Origin of the sequence: Bacteroides faecium (assembly GCF_012113595.1) — a bacterium.
Lineage (GTDB): Bacteria > Bacteroidota > Bacteroidia > Bacteroidales > Bacteroidaceae > Bacteroides > Bacteroides faecium.
This window is the reverse complement of the sequence record NZ_CP050831.1, coordinates 3,770,044-3,787,853: the sequence shown is the minus strand read 5'-3', so window position 1 is coordinate 3,787,853 and position 17,810 is coordinate 3,770,044. Positions and strand designations below refer to the sequence as shown.

The following is a 17,810-nucleotide window of genomic DNA, read 5'->3' as shown; positions in this document are numbered from 1 at the left end:
ACAAATAAATATCAATAACACACTAATTATGAACAGTAACATCTTAAATCTACGCCATCTGACTGTACTACTAATGTTGTGTACAGCCTTTTTAGGGGGCACGATTCCTGCCTTTGCCCAACAGGCAGGAAAGAAAATCACCGGACAAGTGATTGATGAGAACAAAGAACCGATGATTGGAGTAAGTATCCTTATCGTGGGCACTTCCACCGGTACGGTTACCGACTTTGACGGTAACTACACATTGAACGTACCGCAAGGCAACAAAGAGTTGCAATTCTCTTACGTAGGATACGAAACAAAAGTCGTAGCCCTTCCTGCAAGCGGCTCTGTATTGAACGTACAGATGAAAAGCGATTCACAGGTATTAAGTGACGTAGTCGTTATCGGATATGGTACGCAACGCAAGAGTGACCTGACCGGTTCGGTTACAAACGTCAGCAGCAAAGATTTCAATATGGGACTGGTCAGCTCTCCCGAGCAACTGATTAACGGTAAAATCTCCGGTGTGCAGATTATGTCCAACAGCGGTTCGCCCACGGCGGGAAGTACGATTCGCGTACGCGGCGGTGCGTCACTGAATGCCAGCAACGACCCGCTGATTGTATTGGACGGTGTTCCTTTGGAACAGGGCGGTATCAGCGGCAACGACGGAAACTTCCTGAGCCTCATCAACCCGAACGACATTGAAAGCATGACTATTCTGAAAGATGCTTCTTCCACCGCTATCTACGGCTCGCGTGCATCCAACGGGGTAATCCTCATCACTACCAAGAAAGGGACTTCGGACAAACTGCAAATCACATTCAGCACTACCAACTCCATTCAGACACGTACCAAACTGGCGGATATGTTGAGCTACGACCAGTTTGTCAACACGATTCGGACACAAGGAACTTCTGCGCAGCAAGCTCTCTTGGGGACAGCCCGCACGGATTGGAACGATGAGATTTATCAAAATGCTTTCGGTACGGACAACAATCTGAGCATCTCCGGAAAGATTGCCAGGAACTGGCCGTTCCGTGTGTCGGTAGGTTATTATAACCAAAGCGGTCTGCTACGCACAGACAATGCGGAACGCTATACGGGAAGCATTATGCTGACTCCTTCTTTCTTCAAAGACCACCTGAAGTTGAACATCAACGCCAAAGGTTCTATCAATAACAACACATTCGGAAACACATCCGCTATTTGGGCTGCCACTACCATGAACCCGACCATCCCTGTTTATTCAGGACTGGATACCTTCGGCGGATATACGGAAGCGACGGACAACACGGGCGCTCCTGTCAACGGAGCCGTGATGAATCCCGTAGGACTTATCAAGATGAATGATTCTCAAAGTAACGTAAGACGTTTTATCGGAAATGTCGACGCGGATTACCGTGTTCATTTCTTCCCCGACCTGAAACTGCACGCTACGCTGGGTTATGACTATGCGCAAGGTAAAGGCAGCGTATATGTCCCGGCAGAAGCGGCACAGAACTACAATACTTCCGGTCTGGATTACAGCTACGGACCTGAAAAGAAAGAGAACCGCCTGCTCACCCTATACGCCAATTACAACAAACTCGTCGAATCTATCAATAGCAGTTTTGACATGACAGCCGGTTATGACTATCAGTACTGGAAATCGACCACTCCGCTTTATAGCGAAATGAATACATTGGGAGAAATACAAAAGACATCCAAAGCGAAGGACGAACGCCACGTATTACTCTCCTACTACGGTCGTCTGAATTATTCATTCAACTCACGCTATATGCTGACTACTACCGTACGCCGGGACGCTACTTCACGCTTTGCCAAGAATGTGCGTTGGGGTACTTTCCCTTCGGTAGCTTTGGGTTGGAGAGTGATGGAAGAGTCTTTCCTGAAAGAGAATAAGGTATTGAGCAACCTGAAAATCCGTGCCAGCTACGGTGTGACCGGACAGCAGGACGGCATCGGCAACTACAATTACCTGCCTATCTACACTCAGAGCCAGAATGGCGCGGAAGCCAGTATGGGAAACGGATACATTCATACCTATCGTCCCAGTTCGTACGTGCCCGATTTGAAATGGGAAACGACTACTTCCTGGAATGTCGGATTCGACTTCGGGTTTCTGAAAGACCGGATTACGGGTAGCTTCGACTACTACACCCGCCAGACAAAGGACTTGATTGCCACGGTTCCCGCTGCTGCCGGAACGACTTTCGACCGTAATATCACTACGAACGTAGGAAATGTGGACAGCCAGGGTATCGAATTCAGTATAAACGCAACACCTGTTCAGACAAAAGACTGGAACTGGGATGTCAGTTTCAATATGACATGGCAGAAGATGAAAGTAAAGAACCTGTCGCTCGTTGCCGGTGCTGCCGCCACAAATACTTCAGTCGGCCCAACCATCGACAGCTATCAAGTGCAGACATTGACCGAAGGATACGCTCCTTATATGTTCTACGTGTATCACCAACTCTATGACGAAAAGACCGGGAAGCCCGTAGAAGGCGCTTACGTCGACCTTAATGGAGACGGGGAAATCAACACGGAAGACTTATACCGTTACCACTCTCCCGCTCCCGACTATATCCTCGGTTTCAGCACTTCCCTTCGCTGGAAGAAATGGACATTAAACACCAGTCTGCGTGCCAATATTGGTAACTACGTCTACAATGCCATGGCAATGAATGCCGGAGCTTGGGAAACAGTGAGCTACAACTCTTATCAGTTGAACAACCTGTCGACCAGTTATCTGGAAACCGGATTCAAGTCCCGCCAATACTTGTCCGATTATTATATAGAGAATGCTTCTTTCCTGAAAATGGATAACTTGTCACTGAACTACAACTTCGGGAAAATTTGCAAGGGATGCAGCCTGAATGTCAGTGCAATGGTTCAGAATGTATTCTGCATCACGAAGTACAGCGGCGTAGACCCGGAAGTGCCCGACGGAGTGGATAATTCCTTCTACCCTCGTCCACGTACATTCTCACTTAATGTAGGTTTCAACTTCTAAATCCTTTAAAAACAAGCGAATCATGAAAAAGATATTATATACAGCCTTCTATTTTTGCAGCGCATTGCTATTGAGTTCCTGTATAGGCGACTTAGACCAATATCCGCATGAAGACGAAACATCTTCTACGATTTATACAAGCGCCGATAATTATAAAGCCGTTTTAGGCAAAATATACGCTGCCATGGTGACCACAGGTCAGGAAAAAAGCGGTGACCCGGATTTGAGCAGTAACAGTGGACAGGATTATATGCGTTGCTTCTTCAATCTACAGGAATGTGGAACAGACGAAGTAGCTTCTACCTGGCTGTCGGGCGATAACGTTACCGGTCTGACTTACTTGAGTTGGGATGCCAACGACCCTTGGGTATCAGATATGTACTACCGTATTTATTACAACATTGCATTGTGCAACGAATTTCTCCGCAATACTACGGATGAAACAATTGCCCGGTTCACAGAGCAGGAACAGACTGAAATCCGCCATTACCGTGCCGAAGCCCGTTTCATGCGTGCCTTGTTCTACTATCATGCAATGGATTTGTTCCGCAATATCCCGTTTGTAACAGAGAATGACCCGACTGTCGGCTATCTGCCCCCGCGCTATACGGCTGCACAGGTTTTCAGCTATATTGAATCGGAACTGACAAGCATCACCGGTGATATGCTCGACAAAGCCGACTGTCCTTACGGACGGGCTTCCCAAGGAGCTGCTTACACCTTATTAGCTAAACTGTATCTGAATGCGGAAGTTTACATCAATACACCGAAATATACCGAATGCATCAGCGCTTGCAAAGAAGTCATCAAACAGGGATACTCGCTGGAAGATGATTATAGCAAGTTATTCAACGCTGATAATGATAAACGTACTGCTAACGAAATTATCTTTACCTTACCGGTAGACGCTACGCATACCGTATCATGGGGTTCTTCCACTTACATTGTCTGTGGTGCGGTAAGTAATACTTCGGACTTGCAGAAACCGGAAGATTACGGAGTGAAAAGCGGTTGGGGCATGTTCCGTGTACGTGGAGAAATCCCTTCCCTGTTCACGGGAGAAGAAGATAAACGAGCTATGTTCTTCACCGACGGGCAAACGCTGAACCTGGATAAGATAGATGACCAGAGTAACGGTTACTTTGTAGAGAAATGGACTAATCTGACTGACGCAGGAGAAACAGCTTCGAATACGGCAGACGGTGGCGTCAATACGGACTATCCTCTTTTCCGCCTGGCAGATGTGTATCTGATGATGGCAGAAGCCTTTGTACGGGGTGGAAGCGGGACAACATCAACAGAAGTTGCAGGTTATATCAACCAAATCCAGGAAAGGGCTTATGGTGACGACAGCAATAATAAAGAGGAAGGTCAAATCACCCTGTCATTTATTTTGGACGAACGCGCCCGCGAGCTTTACTGGGAAGGACATCGCCGTACAGACTTAATCCGCTACGGAGTATTCACCACCAATGGCTACCTATGGCAATGGAAAGGCGGCGTAAAAGAGGGAACAGCGGTAAACAGCCGGTACAACATTTACCCGATACCGACTACCGAGTTGACCGCCAACCCGAATCTATACAATGAAAACTATTAACCATGCTTATTCGATACAACAATATGAAAAAAATAAATACCCTGTTGGCTTTACTTTCCGCACTCCTGTTATTAGGAGCGTGTGAGAAAGACGGAGACAAATTCTATCTCTCCAGTCCGGTGGAAAGTGACTTGATTGCTTCTACCAATGCCGTTATACTGACGGAAGCTACCGCAAAACTCTATGCATTGTCCCTTGCCTGGAGCGACCAGACATTGCAAATCAGCGACCCGAGGTATCAAGTGACCAGCGGTATTCAAACTACCGTACAAGTATCCCGGTCTGAAGATTTTTCAGGCAGCATTATCGAGTCTACGGAAAACGGAGTTTCCAAAAGTTACACAGTCGCTGCCCTGAATATCATTGCTTACAAACTGGATGCACCGGCAGAAGAAGCCGCCCCTCTCTATTTCCGACTGGCAGGAAGCAATGGTAGTAACATCGCTCCTGTATATAGCAATACAGTGGCAGTCACAGTAACTCCTTATCCTATTGACATGCATTACGCCAGCATTATCAACAAGAGTAGTGGTCAAGATTCCGGTCTGGACTTCTATTCAGCAAATGCTGACGGACAGTACAGCGGATTCCTCGGAGCGGCAGCCTGGGAAGGCATCTACGTACAGGAAGCTGACGGAACGACCTGGCATACAGCCCAATCCGGCGGAGTAGGAACTCCATTCTTGCTGACAACAGACGCAGCAGAAGGAACATGGGATATGTGGTTCCCCGGTCAGTCGGGATGTTATTTCGTGAATGTAAATACGACTCAGAAGCAATGGAACGCCTTGTTGATGCCCGAACTGAATGTAAGCGGCATAGATGGTATCAGCATGCAATACAACCGTGCGGACAACCAATGGAAAGGTGTATTTACGGGTACGGAAGGTACGAATATCAACATTCAGCTTCAAGGAACAGGCAAGTTCTACAACAATACCAGTGTCAGCGGTTCCGATAATGCCATTGACGATACAAAAGCCAAAGACACTCCATTTGCTTTTGGTGGAACTACCGGGCAACTGACATTCAGCACTGGAGAAGCTGCAACAGCAGGAAATATAACGGTCAGTGTTCCGGCTACGGGAGAATGTACGCTGATTATCGACCTCAATAATCCGGAGCAATGGACGGTTAGCGTGGAAGCCGGAGCAGCAGAACCGGAACCGGAAGCGGCACCATACATCTACTTCCCCGGCATCGGGCCTGCCGTCAACGGCGCTTGGGCTTATGACCACAAAATTGCAATCTATAACGAAGACGAACTCAAGTATGCAGGGGTTGTTAATGTAGACTCTGAATGGGGAGATTATGCAATAAGTACTACAGACTACTGGGATGAGAGTCAACTGTACACCCTGGTCAGTGACGATGCGACAAGTACAGCCGAGAACGGAGTGCTTTTCCAAGGAAACGGAAAAAACATACCGGCTCCGGTGGACGGATTATATCTATTTGAAGTGTCATTAAAAGAACCTATGAGTTACAAGAGTAATGCAGTCAACAATGTATATTGTTATCTCGGTATAGACGGTGAAGGTTTGGTCGCTCTACAAGCCGGCGAAACAGCAGGAACATATACCGGAAGCATTACATTGGGACAGGACAGCCAATGGGGACTCAAATTTGTGATAAATGATTGGACAGGCTCTTACGGTGGCTATGACGGAACGCTGTACTATGGTGCCAATGACGGAATCAAACCGGTAGAGGCAGGCACATACAATGTTACAGTCGACCTGATAAACGGAACTTACACCATTAACAATCAATAATAAAAATGACAATGAAACGATTTAAACAGATTCTATTTATAGCTTCCGCCCTGCTTGGCGGAAGCCTCTTCACCGCTTGCAGCGATGATAACGACACGCCGACTTTCCCGGAAAAGGAAGAAGTAACTTATGACATGTCAGGTTTCGCCAGAGGGGCCGACGTCAGTTGGTTGACGGAAATGGAAAGTTCCGGATATAAATTCTATACTGCCGAAGAAAAAGAACAGGAATGTATGTACCTGTTGCGTGATTTGGGAATGAACGCCATCCGCCTGCGTGTATGGGTAAACCCGGAGAATGACACTGACGATGTGAGAGGCTGGTGCAACAAGGGAGATGTATTGCTCAAAGCATGGAGAGCGCACAACCTGGGTTACCGCATCATGATTGATTTCCATTACAGCGACCGTTGGGCTGACCCCGGACAGCAAGCCAAGCCCAAGGCATGGGCGGATTACTCCGTAGAGCAATTGAAGCAAGCTATCGCCGACCACACGAAGGATGTGCTCAACGCATTGAAAGAGAAAGGAATTGATGTAGAATGGGTGCAAGTAGGTAACGAAACACACCAAGGAATGCTGTTCCCTACCGGGCAAACCACAAGTGAAGAGGGAAGAATTAATTTCGCAGGCTTTGTCACAGCCGGTTACGATGCAGTAAAAGAGGTCTACCCGGAAGCCAAGGTTATTGTTCATCTCGACAAGGGAAATGATGCCAGCCTGTACAATCGTATCTTCGGCTACCTGTACGAAAACAATGCAAAATGGGACATTATCGGTATGTCACTTTATCCGGACATATCAACCGAAGACGGGCATACACCGGACGACTGGGAAGCGATGAACGACGCTTGCATCGCCAATATGAAAGCGTTAATAGCCAAATACAATACTCCAGTAATGATGTGCGAAATCGGTATCAGTTGGGATTACGAAGAAGCGGAAGCCTTCTATACAGACTTTGTTACCAAAGCCAAAGAAGTAGAGCAATGCCTGGGGGTATTTACCTGGGAACCTCAATGTTACGGGAATTGGAAAGGTTATAGCAAAGGGATGTTTGACGACAGCGGCAAACCCACTCATTCATTTAATGCCTTTAAGAGATAAATTTATTGGAAGCTTTTTTATATCTTTACCCCGAATCCAAAATTATTTATACCTGAAAAGCGAAAATGAATATGAAACACCAAAAACAGTTAGTAGCTGTACTTTTGATGGGAGCCGCTTGCAGCCTGCAAGCGCAACGCAGTGAGACGCTGCTCGAAAAGAACTGGAAGTTCAGTAAAGGAGATTTTAAAGAGGCTAGTCAGCCGGAGTTTAATGACACAAAATGGGAATCGGTCGTCATTCCGCACGACTGGGCTATTTTCGGTCCTTTCGACATGAATAACGACCTTCAGAATGTTGCCGTCACACAGAACTTCGAGAAAAAGGCATCCTTGAAAACAGGACGTACCGGGGGACTACCTTATGTAGGCTCCGGTTGGTATCGCACGAGTTTTGATACTCCTGCCGACAAGGAAGTAACCCTGCTCTTCGACGGCGCCATGAGTGAAGCCCGTGTCTATGTGAATGGCAAAGAAGCTTGTTTCTGGCCTTTCGGTTACAATTCTTTCCATTGCAACGTCACTCCTTTCCTGAATAAAGACGGAAAGAGTAATATACTGGCCGTACGTCTGGAAAATCGTCCGCAGTCTTCGCGCTGGTATCCGGGAGCGGGCTTGTATCGCAACGTGCACTTGATTGTTACTGATAAAGTCCACGTGCCTGTATGGGGAACACAGATTACAACTCCTCACGTGAGCAAGGAATTTGCAGCCGTACGCCTGCAGACGAAGATAGACAACGCCGGTGAGAAAACGCAAATCCGCATAGAGACGGATATTCTTGCTCCGGACGGAAAGGTAGTTACCCGCAAAGAGAATACAAGCCGTATCAATCACGGGCAGCCGTTTGAACAGAATTTCATTGTAAATGCACCTGAGCTCTGGTCACCGGAAAGCCCGTCACTCTACAAAGCGGTTTCCAAAATCTATGCAGACAACAAGCTGGTAGATACATATACTACCCGTTTCGGTATCCGTAGCATCGAATACATCGCCGATAAAGGTTTCTACCTGAACGGAGAACACCGTAAATTCCAGGGAGTATGCAATCATCACGATTTAGGTCCATTGGGAGCGGCTATCAATGTAGCGGCACTCCGCCACCAACTTACTCTTTTGAAAGATATGGGTTGTGACGCTGTCCGTACATCACATAACATGCCGGCTCCCGAACTCGTTGAATTATGTGACGAAATGGGATTTATGATGATGATTGAACCGTTCGACGAATGGGACATTGCCAAATGTGACAACGGTTACCACCGTTATTTCGACGAATGGGCGGAACGCGACATGGTGAATATGCTTCACAATTACCGCAATAATCCTTGTGTAGTGATGTGGAGTATCGGCAATGAAGTGCCTACTCAATGCAGCCCCGTCGGTTATAAAGTGGCTAAGTTCTTGCAGGACATCTGCCACCGTGAAGACCCGACTCGTCCTGTGACTTGCGGAATGGATCAGGTAACTTGCGTACTTGCCAACGGCTTTGCGGCTATGATTGACATTCCGGGACTTAATTATCGTACACAACGTTATAAAGAATCTTATGACCAGCTTCCGCAGAACCTGATTTTGGGTAGTGAAACTGCTTCTACCGTCAGTTCAAGAGGAGTCTATAAATTCCCGGTGGAAGATAAGAAAGGCGCTAAATATGAAGACCATCAATGTTCTTCGTATGACGTGGAAGCATGTCCGTGGTCGAATATTCCGGATGAAGATTTCGCCTTGGCCGATGATAACCACTGGACTATCGGGCAATTCGTATGGACAGGATTCGATTACTTGGGCGAACCTTCACCTTATGATGTCGATTCATGGCCGAATCATAGTTCCATGTTTGGCATTATCGACCTTGCCAGTATTCCTAAAGACCGTTACTATCTCTATCGTAGCGTATGGAACAAAAATGCAGAGACGCTGCATATTCTTCCTCATTGGACTTGGCCGGGACGTGAAGGTGAAGTAACTCCGGTATTCGTATATACCAACTACCCGACAGCCGAACTGTTTATCAACGGAAAAAGCTATGGCAAACAAAGCAAGAACAACAGTTCCTTGAAAAGCCGTTACCGCTTGATGTGGATGGATGCTGTATATGAACCGGGCAAAGTTAAAGTAGTAGCCTATAACAAAGACGGAAAAGTTGCAGCAGAAAAGACAGTCCGCACTGCCGGAAAGCCTCATCATATCGAATTGGTCAGCAACCGCAACGAACTGGCTGCTGACGGAAAAGACTTGGCTTATGTCACTGTGAAAGTAGTAGACAAAGACGGTAACCTCTGCCCTGCCGACAGCCGCCTGATAAACTTCTCTGTAAAAGGATCCGGGAAATTCCGGGCAGTAGCCAATGGAGACCCCACCAATCTGGAACAATTCCATCTCCCGAAGATGCACGCTTTCTACGGAATGTTGACAGCCATTGTACAGACAGATGAGACAGCCGGAGAAATTGTACTGACTGCCAAGGCAAGCGGTGTGAAAGCTGGAAATATTCGTATTCAAACGAAATAATACATACCAAACAATATTGAGTATAACCACCAGATTCACTCCTACAGGAAGTAATCTGGTGGTTTTTTTAATTATAAATCCATACAGGAATTCTACTTTTACAAGAAAAGGACTTTATAAATACAAGTTAATATCTATCTTTGCAAGAGAAAAAGTCACGGATATGTCACACAGGATTTATTTCCTTATCCTAACAGGGTTATTGCCCATATTCTGTTCATGCCGCAAAGATACCAACAGGTTTGAATGGAAAGTTGTACAGAGACACTTGGAAGTATCCCTGAATAGAGAATCCGACTCACTCTATGTTATCCGCCTAAACACAGACCGTCCCAGTCACTCTACATGGAAATTGCCCTACCCTGTCTATCAATTCGATTACGGAGATATCACAGGAAACGGTGTGCCCGAAATCGTAGTCGGAGTTATCAAACCGACAAGGTTTGACCCTAAACCGAACAAACGATTATTTATCTACCGGATTGCAGATGAGGCTTATATCCGCCCGCTTTGGTTGGGTTCAAGAGTAGCGCAGCCATTGGAAGACTTTAGAATCGTCCGTGAAGAAACTCCCGTACGAATACGAACTATGGAACGGGAACGTAGCGGGAATTTTCTAATTGCAGAATATATATGGAGAGGATTCGGTCTGGACTTCAAACGATATCTGAAACGAGAAGTTGAAAAACGAGAGGCTGTACGTATTCTCAAACATTAAGTGATATTATCTTAACATACAGAGCCATTAATAGAATATAAATAAACATGAAACAACTATTATTATTCACCTGTACGCTGTTACTTGTTCTCTGCGGATGCAAGAATAAAAACAAAAGTAACCAAACGACATCTGTGTCTGTACAGACAGATACAGTTGCACGTTCCACTTCCTGGTTGTTGACTGATACTGTTCTGCCCCAATCTATTGATTTGAAGCAGGATATCAGCCGTTACTCTTTTCAGGAACTGCGGTTATTGCGTAGTTATCCGTATGCTATGCACGGCTATCATTTCATGGAAGCAGATATTAATGCTTTTTTCTCCGCCAATACGAAATGGTACAGTGAACTTGTATGGAGTTTATGGGATAATATAGACCCGAATATAAAGTTCCCCGAAAGTTATGAGGAAGTCAACCTTACCCCCGAAGAAAAAACTTTCGTAGAGCGCGTTGATGCACGCATGACAGAATTACGCCAACAACAATTCACGCAACGAGATTCCTACTATTTGGGAAATACGGACAACATCGTCAATCTGTTCCAATTCGAGAATCTCGACCAAGAGCTGCTGGATAAATTACAACAGAACAATTTCGTCATAACAGAAGGTAACAATTTACAGTTATTTCATGCCTACGAAGAAAATGACTATCGCCAAGTGCCTAACTTTATCACCACCGACCTGTATTTGCAAGCATTTCATATGTATTTTTCCTATATCCTGAAAAGTCTGGAAAAACAACATATCATCCCCACACTTGAAACACTGTGCCGATACTTCAATGAAACCTGTGTGAAACAGGCTGAACAGACGGAAGACGAGTCACTGAAAGATATGGCGGAATATGCAGCTACCTTCTATGCCATTCCTTATTATCTGCTGACGAATAAAACGATTACAGTCCCCGCCAAATATGAAAAAGAATATCAGGAGGAAATAAAACGTATTAATGCACAAGAAGACAACTTCTCCGAATTTCTTTCATACAAGGATGCATATTTCCCGTATAGTCTTTTCAAACCTCGCGGACATTATACACGAGAACCGCAATTACAGGCATACTTCAAAGCGATGATGTGGCTTCAGACAGCTTGTTTTTGCAGAGAACAACAAGAGCAATTAAAACATGCCATCTTTCAGGCAGCCGTACTTTGTACCTATAAAAGTGCTGATAAAACGCCACTGAAAGAACTGTATCAACGTATCTATACTCCGCTTACCTTCCTAATGGGGGAAACTGACAACCTGTCTATCTCTGATATCGCCCAAATCCTGGAAAAGAATAATGCCGGACATATTGAAGATGCACTGGCACCGGAACAAATAGAGAAAGTAAACCAAGCTCTTGTTGATTTAGCCAAACGAAAAAACAAAATAAAGCCCAAAATAGAAGTCTCTTGCCGGGATAAAATAAACTTTATGCCGCAGCGGTATCTCGCAGACAATGAAGTGATTCAAGAGTTGGTAGATGTCAATCCCAATAGCCAACGAGCCTATCCGAAAGGCTTGGATGTATTTGCAGCCTTCGGAGTAAGTTCTGCTGAAACCTTGCTGACCGACTTTTACAAAGAACCAGATAACTGGAGCGAATATTCCAAAGAATTGCAGAAGCTGAAAGATAAATTCAAGACGACTAAGCCCACACAGGTTTCAGCCTATGAACTATGGATGAAAAGCTTGTTCACCATGCAACAAACGGACAAAAATAATCCGGGATTCATGCAAACGCCCGAATGGGGATATAAGAACTTGAATACCGCCCTGGCATCCTGGGTAGAACTGAAACATGATGCCATACTCTACGGAGAACAGCCAATGGCAGCAGAATGTGGAGGCGCCGGACCTCCCGACCCAATTGTAGTAGGGTATGTAGAACCCAATCTGCCTTTCTGGAAAAAAATGTCAAACATTCTTCTGGCAACCCGCTTAATCTTACAACAGAGCAACTGCCTGACTGACGACTTGAAAGGAAAGACCGAACAACTCAACGATTATATTAACTTTTTGATTCAAGTAACCGAAAAAGAATTGAGGGGTGAAAAACTTACAGAACCGGAATACCGGACGCTCGAGTATATGGGTAGCAGCATTGAATACTTTACCCTATCTGTTATTGACCCCGATTTACATTTGGATAACTGGTCATTAGTACAAGGACCGGACAAGTCGATAGCTGTAGTTGCCGATATCTACACCCGTAATATAGTGGGCTGCAATAAGAACGGTATACTGCACGTTGCAACAGGAAACGCCAACAACATTTATGTAGTAGTAGAAATAGAAGGCAATCTCTACCTCACTCGTGGCGCTACCTTCAGTTATTATGAGTTTGTCCAGCCGTTAGACAAAAGGCTTACTGACGAAGAATGGCAGAAAATGCTGGAAGAAAAAAAAGCACCTGCTGTACCGGAATGGATGAAAAATATCCTGATAGAGAAAGAGCCTCATGTCAATGATAGAATCTTTTATAGCTCCGGTTGCTAATGAACTTTCACAGGATTAGCCGGATAACAGGTTGTATCGTAATAGCATTATTAATGCTGACTGCCTGTCAACACCCTTCGGAAGAATGTCTCTCAGTCGCTTTTACGGGAGATGTTCTTCTGGACAGAGGTGTACGCCAGCAAATTCAGAAAAAGGGTATCGAGCATTTGTTTGAATCGGTAACACCTCTTTTTCGTTCCTTGGATGCAACAGTCATCAATTTGGAATGTCCTGTAACTTCCGTTCGTTCACCACTGCACAAAAAATACATCTTCCGTGCCGAACCGATATGGGCGGAGGCTTTAGCCCAAGCTGGTATCACTCATGCCACTATGGCAAACAATCATACCATGGACCAGGGACGAAGCGGATTAACAGATACTTATCATCATCTTCTATCCGCCGGAATCACTCCGATAGGTTATGGAGAGACTGCTTCCGAAAGTTGCCAACCTATACTCATCCAGAAAAAAAAGATAAAAGTAGTCCTCTATAATTCTGTAATGCTCCCTTTGGAAAACTGGGTATATCTGGAAAATAGTCCCGGTGTCTGCCAACAACCTATAGAAGAATTGGAAGCAGAAATAAGAAACTTCAAACGGCAGAATCCCGAAAGCTATGTAATAGTTGTTCTCCATTGGGGAGTGGAATATCAACGCTTACCTACCCTTTCCCAAAGAAAAGGGGCACATCTGCTTATCCGTGCCGGAGCAGACGCTATCATCGGACATCACCCGCACATCATTCAGCAAGAAGAATACTATGAAGGTAAACCTATCTTTTACAGCTTGGGAAATTTTGTATTCGACCAGCGAAAACCGGAAACCTCACAAAGTGTAATTGTGCAGCTAAACTTAACGACCACGAAATGTAGTGTTAAACTTCATCCCGTGGTCATTAAGCATTGCAAACCGGAACTACAATAACCGGACAAGTCTTAGGTATATTTCCGATAAGGTCTTATTATTTGCCAATGAATGTCACCAACAATCCTTTATGATCTGTCGGCCACACATCAAGCGGCAATATAAACTTATCTTTTGACGTTTCCTCTACACGCTGGGCGCGGACGATAGATTCTTTCGGACCAAATAAAACTGCTTTCTTCGCCTTCAAGCCTTTTCCTTTATAGAAGATAAAGTCGATGCGGTCCCGTTCGTCCGCTTTAGGAGCCCATGTTATCTTTTCCGGAGTTTTTGCCAAGTTATCCGAAGGATAGGTAAATCCCGGATGCGTCAGAGGATTAGGATAAATCTTGCGATAGCTGTCAATAAAGCCAGCTTCTTCCAGTAAAGTAGTTACTGTCCAGGGAACAACAAAACCGTTATGGTCATACAAATTCTTGTTTTCCTCTATCCAGTCTCGATGGGAAGGTTCGTTAAAGTCACCGCCTACAATCACCTGATAGCCGTTAGCAAGGTCTTTTTCAGCTTGGACTATGAACATACGAATCGCGTCGTCCCTTTGAGAAGCTACATTCATCTTCAAAATTTCCTCTACTGACGCAGGTAACTGAGTTTCTTTCCATGTAGAGCCGTCATAACCACGGGCATTGTAATATGCACAATCCAGATAATCCAGGTGTGCCGTATAAACCGCTACCTTTTTCCCGTTCACGGAGCTTGTCAGACGATAAATACTTCCATGGTCGTCCTTCTCTGGGAAAACGGTCAAAGAATCCGTAATAGGGTGTTTACTTAACAGACCGGTGTCATAGCTATAAAAAGAATAATACTTCAATCCTTTTTCCTGAAGTGATGTACACACACGTGCCGTAAAATTCGTTTTATTATAATTCCGTACTTCACTGAAAGTCACAAAATCGGGTTTCAAACGGACTATCTCATTGATGATAGCATCATATCCGCCCGGTATCATAGTACCTTCCTGCCACACATTCCATTGTAACACCGTAAATTCATTACTTTTTTGTGCCTTCACAAAAACAGAAACCAACAGCAAAATAGCTGGCAATAATAGTCTTCTTAATCGCATTTTATTTTATAAGTTAACATGAATAATCATCAAATAGCTTTCCAAAAAGACTGGAAATCCCGGTATTTACCGTAGCAAACCAGTTCATCTCCCTCTTCTACTTTCTCGTTCTCCGGCAGTTCGTTCTTCACATGAAGTTCCGTCAGAGAAACACCCAGACAATTGGTTACTTTATCCGCCCGTTTCAGTCCGATAAGTTTCAGGTGGAATTCCTCATACAAGTTCAGTTCATTGACAAAGTATCCCACAAACTTTTTCGGCACAGTGAACTTTACGACATAGTATTCCGAATCAATACGGAAACCTTCCATGTTTGTTCCGAAATCAAGCAATTGCACCAGGCTGCGGGCAGCATCTTCTTCCGGTGTCAATATCTTCTCCAGACTGAAAGCTTCCAGTACCGCCTTATGCACACCGTCAATCGCACGGGCATAGATACGGTCCACTTTCTTCTGTTTCAACAAGGCTACTACACGTACAGACGCACCGAAATTCTCGCCAATCGCGACAATGACCACGTCCACACTATTCAACGGAAGTACTGATAAAGATTGTTCATCCGTTGCGTCAATCACAAATGCAGTGGCAATCTTATCTTTGATACTGTCCACACGGCTCTCACTTATATCCGCACCAATAATCTCGTGTCCCAATGCGGACAATTCTTCGGCCAACACATAGCCGTAATTTCCTAAACCGATAATAATATACTTCATATCTTTAGTTTATGATTATGTTATCACTCGGATAACGGTATTTTGTATTCTTTTTCTGTTTCACAATTCCGAGCATCAACGTAATCAAGCCCACACGTCCGATAAACATCAATAATGCCACTAATAATTTGCTTGCATCACATAATTTGGGAGTCAGGTTCAGACTGGAACCTACCGTACTAAGCGCCGAGACACATTCGAAAGTCAACGCCATCAATGATGCCTGCGGTTCAAGGATGCTCAATATAAAGATAAAAAGGAACAGTACTCCCAGTGACATGACCACCGTCGCATTAGAACGCCGGATAGAATCGTGAGAGAGTTCTCTGCCGAATACTTCCACCCGCTCTGAACCACGTAACACAGCTACAAGATTCAGGACGACGACCGCAAAAGCATTTACCTTGACACCACCGGCAGTAGATTGTGCCCCACCACCAATCCACATCAATACCAGATAAACCAATAATGTCTGTACACTCAAAGAAGCCAGGTCGACACTGCTGAAGCCGGCTGTTCTGGGACAAGTTGCATTAAAGAAAGCCTGCGTCCATTTATCTGCGACGGGCATTCCGGCAAAAGAAGCATTCCATTCAAAAGCAGCAATTGCCAGTGTACCTATAACCAGCAGCAGGAAAGTCATTATCAATACAATCTTCGTATTCAGATTATAAAGATGGAGCATTCTGTGCTTTTCCAGCTTGCGGGTACGTACAAACTTCCAAAAATGGCGCAAATGATACAATACTATATCCTTGAAATTTACCAGAATAGGGAAACCGATACCGCCCAGAATAATCAGCAAAGAAACGGATATAAACAACCAATTATGATTAGTCATAACCATGGAATTTCCCAAATTCCCGGAAAGTGTGGAGAATCCTGCATTACAAAAGGCGGAAATAGAATGGAAAGCGGAGAAAGCCAATTCATCTTCAAGATTCATTCCAAGCGTACCGTGAATACTGAACCAAATAGAAATCATGCCGATACCTTCAATCACCAAGGTAAATCCCAGTATATATAATAAAGTGGACAACAACGAACCTAATGAATTGGAGCTGACCATATCACGGACAACCAACTGATTGTAGAGGGAAGTATTTCCCATAAAGAACATGGCAAAGAAGCTGGTCAAAGTCATAACTCCCAATCCGCCTATCTGAATCAATAAGATGATGACAACAAGGCCACCGGTAGTAAATGTAGTCGAGACATCCACCGGAACCAACCCCGTGACACATACCGCACTCGTAGCCGTGAACAACGAATCTACCCAGGTTATACCGTTCACCGTACATCGTGGCAACATCAACAGCCCTGTACCAATCAGGATAATAGCAAGAAAACTGACAGCCAATATCAAAGACGGATTGGTACGGCGCCCTAACAGGCGTACCAGTCCGTTGGAGAGGTTTAACAAAGAAAAAATCAACAGTAATACCAAATGATAAAACTTGCCATGCAGAAATTCCCAAAGTTGCAGAATAGCCCCTTCTTCTTCCGGTCGATGGAAAATGACGGGTATCAAAGTGAGATACAACAAGCCGCTCAATATCCATGCCAACCTCCGGTATTGCTTTTTGGTACTCCGGTATTCAAGAGAAATGTGCAGGGTAACATCAATCAGAAAAATAACCCATACGGCTTTATACAGGACTTGTATTTTCGCTATTTCATCTACTGATAGCGGAAAGCCATGCTCGTAAATAACTCCGACAATTAGCGCAAGGGACGCTAAGTAGGTTAATGCTTCTACCAAGCCTAGTATAATACGTATATAAGGTTTTAGTAGTTTGTTTTGGTATAACAGAAATTTATGATAAATCTTCATATCATATTTTTTATAACGTCGTGCAAACTTAACTAAAATAACAATCGAAACCGATTCTTT

At 44.7% G+C, this 17,810-nt stretch carries 11 protein-coding genes; 8 read left to right on the top strand and 3 right to left on the bottom strand.

Translation table 11 applies throughout. The features are described 5' to 3' along the window. Positions 1 to 28 precede the first annotated feature (28 nt). The 8 genes from BacF7301_RS13695 to BacF7301_RS13660 all read left to right on the top strand — a co-directional run bounded on the left by BacF7301_RS13695 (position 29) and on the right by BacF7301_RS13660 (position 14,131). The gene (locus tag BacF7301_RS13695; protein WP_167963641.1) at positions 29 to 3,004 is read left to right on the top strand and encodes a SusC/RagA family TonB-linked outer membrane protein; all 2,976 of its coding nucleotides are present in this window, start codon (positions 29 to 31) and stop codon (positions 3,002 to 3,004) included. Between the two features lie 22 nt (positions 3,005 to 3,026). Then, positions 3,027 to 4,604, top strand: coding sequence for a RagB/SusD family nutrient uptake outer membrane protein (locus tag BacF7301_RS13690; protein ID WP_167963639.1), 1,578 nt, complete (start codon positions 3,027 to 3,029; stop codon positions 4,602 to 4,604). 23 nt (positions 4,605 to 4,627) lie between these two features. Next, positions 4,628 to 6,379: a DUF5114 domain-containing protein gene (locus BacF7301_RS13685; protein ID WP_167963637.1), complete on the top strand. Its 1,752-nt coding sequence runs from the start codon at positions 4,628 to 4,630 to the stop codon at positions 6,377 to 6,379. Positions 6,380 to 6,390: 11 nt separating this feature from the next. Continuing rightward, the gene (locus BacF7301_RS13680; RefSeq protein ID WP_167963635.1) at positions 6,391 to 7,485 is read left to right on the top strand and encodes a glycoside hydrolase family 53 protein; all 1,095 of its coding nucleotides are present in this window, start codon (positions 6,391 to 6,393) and stop codon (positions 7,483 to 7,485) included. Between the two features lie 65 nt (positions 7,486 to 7,550). Next, positions 7,551 to 9,998: a beta-galactosidase GalB gene (galB, locus tag BacF7301_RS13675; protein WP_369805482.1), complete on the top strand. Its 2,448-nt coding sequence runs from the start codon at positions 7,551 to 7,553 to the stop codon at positions 9,996 to 9,998. A 268-nt stretch (positions 9,999 to 10,266) separates the two neighbouring features. Next, a complete protein-coding gene (locus BacF7301_RS13670) occupies positions 10,267 to 10,716 on the top strand; it encodes a nuclear receptor-binding factor 2 (protein WP_167967205.1) in 450 nt (149 codons plus the stop codon). 47 nt (positions 10,717 to 10,763) lie between these two features. Beyond that, complete coding sequence (locus tag BacF7301_RS13665) at positions 10,764 to 13,205, top strand: DUF3160 domain-containing protein (RefSeq protein ID WP_167963631.1); 2,442 nt, start codon at positions 10,764 to 10,766, stop codon at positions 13,203 to 13,205. Beyond that, entirely contained in the window at positions 13,205 to 14,131 is a 927-nt protein-coding gene (locus tag BacF7301_RS13660; RefSeq protein WP_167963629.1) for a CapA family protein, read from the top strand. The genes BacF7301_RS13665 and BacF7301_RS13660 overlap by 1 nt, the downstream gene beginning before the upstream one ends. A 37-nt stretch (positions 14,132 to 14,168) precedes the next feature. On the opposite strand, the gene BacF7301_RS13655 is transcribed toward BacF7301_RS13660, so the two are convergent. Genes BacF7301_RS13655 through BacF7301_RS13645 form a run of 3 tightly spaced genes read right to left on the bottom strand, consistent with a single transcriptional unit; the run spans position 14,169 to position 17,750 of the window. After that, positions 14,169 to 15,200 (bottom strand): endonuclease/exonuclease/phosphatase family protein, encoded by a 1,032-nt coding sequence (locus BacF7301_RS13655; protein WP_167963627.1) that lies wholly within the window; start codon positions 15,198 to 15,200, stop codon positions 14,169 to 14,171. Positions 15,201 to 15,229: 29 nt separating this feature from the next. Further along, a complete protein-coding gene (locus BacF7301_RS13650) occupies positions 15,230 to 15,916 on the bottom strand; it encodes a potassium channel family protein (protein WP_167963625.1) in 687 nt (228 codons plus the stop codon). 4 nt (positions 15,917 to 15,920) lie between these two features. Further along, a complete protein-coding gene (locus tag BacF7301_RS13645) occupies positions 15,921 to 17,750 on the bottom strand; it encodes a TrkH family potassium uptake protein (protein WP_167963623.1) in 1,830 nt (609 codons plus the stop codon). Positions 17,751 to 17,810: the final 60 nt, after the last annotated feature.

Bases quoted from the DNA above. Each gene is read 5' to 3' on its own strand.
- BacF7301_RS13665 (WP_167963631.1), top strand. From the start codon at position 10,764: ATGAAACAACTATTATTATTCACCTGTACGCTGTTACTTGTTCTCTGC.
- BacF7301_RS13695 (WP_167963641.1), top strand. From the start codon at position 29: ATGAACAGTAACATCTTAAATCTACGCCATCTGACTGTACTACTAATG.
- BacF7301_RS13685 (WP_167963637.1), top strand. From the start codon at position 4,628: ATGAAAAAAATAAATACCCTGTTGGCTTTACTTTCCGCACTCCTGTTA.
- BacF7301_RS13650 (WP_167963625.1), bottom strand. From the start codon at position 15,916: ATGAAGTATATTATTATCGGTTTAGGAAATTACGGCTATGTGTTGGCC.
- BacF7301_RS13690 (WP_167963639.1), top strand. From the start codon at position 3,027: ATGAAAAAGATATTATATACAGCCTTCTATTTTTGCAGCGCATTGCTA.
- BacF7301_RS13660 (WP_167963629.1), top strand. From the start codon at position 13,205: ATGAACTTTCACAGGATTAGCCGGATAACAGGTTGTATCGTAATAGCA.
- galB (WP_369805482.1), top strand. From the start codon at position 7,551: ATGAATATGAAACACCAAAAACAGTTAGTAGCTGTACTTTTGATGGGA.
- BacF7301_RS13655 (WP_167963627.1), bottom strand. From the start codon at position 15,200: ATGCGATTAAGAAGACTATTATTGCCAGCTATTTTGCTGTTGGTTTCT.
- BacF7301_RS13680 (WP_167963635.1), top strand. From the start codon at position 6,391: ATGAAACGATTTAAACAGATTCTATTTATAGCTTCCGCCCTGCTTGGC.
- BacF7301_RS13645 (WP_167963623.1), bottom strand. From the start codon at position 17,750: ATGAAGATTTATCATAAATTTCTGTTATACCAAAACAAACTACTAAAA.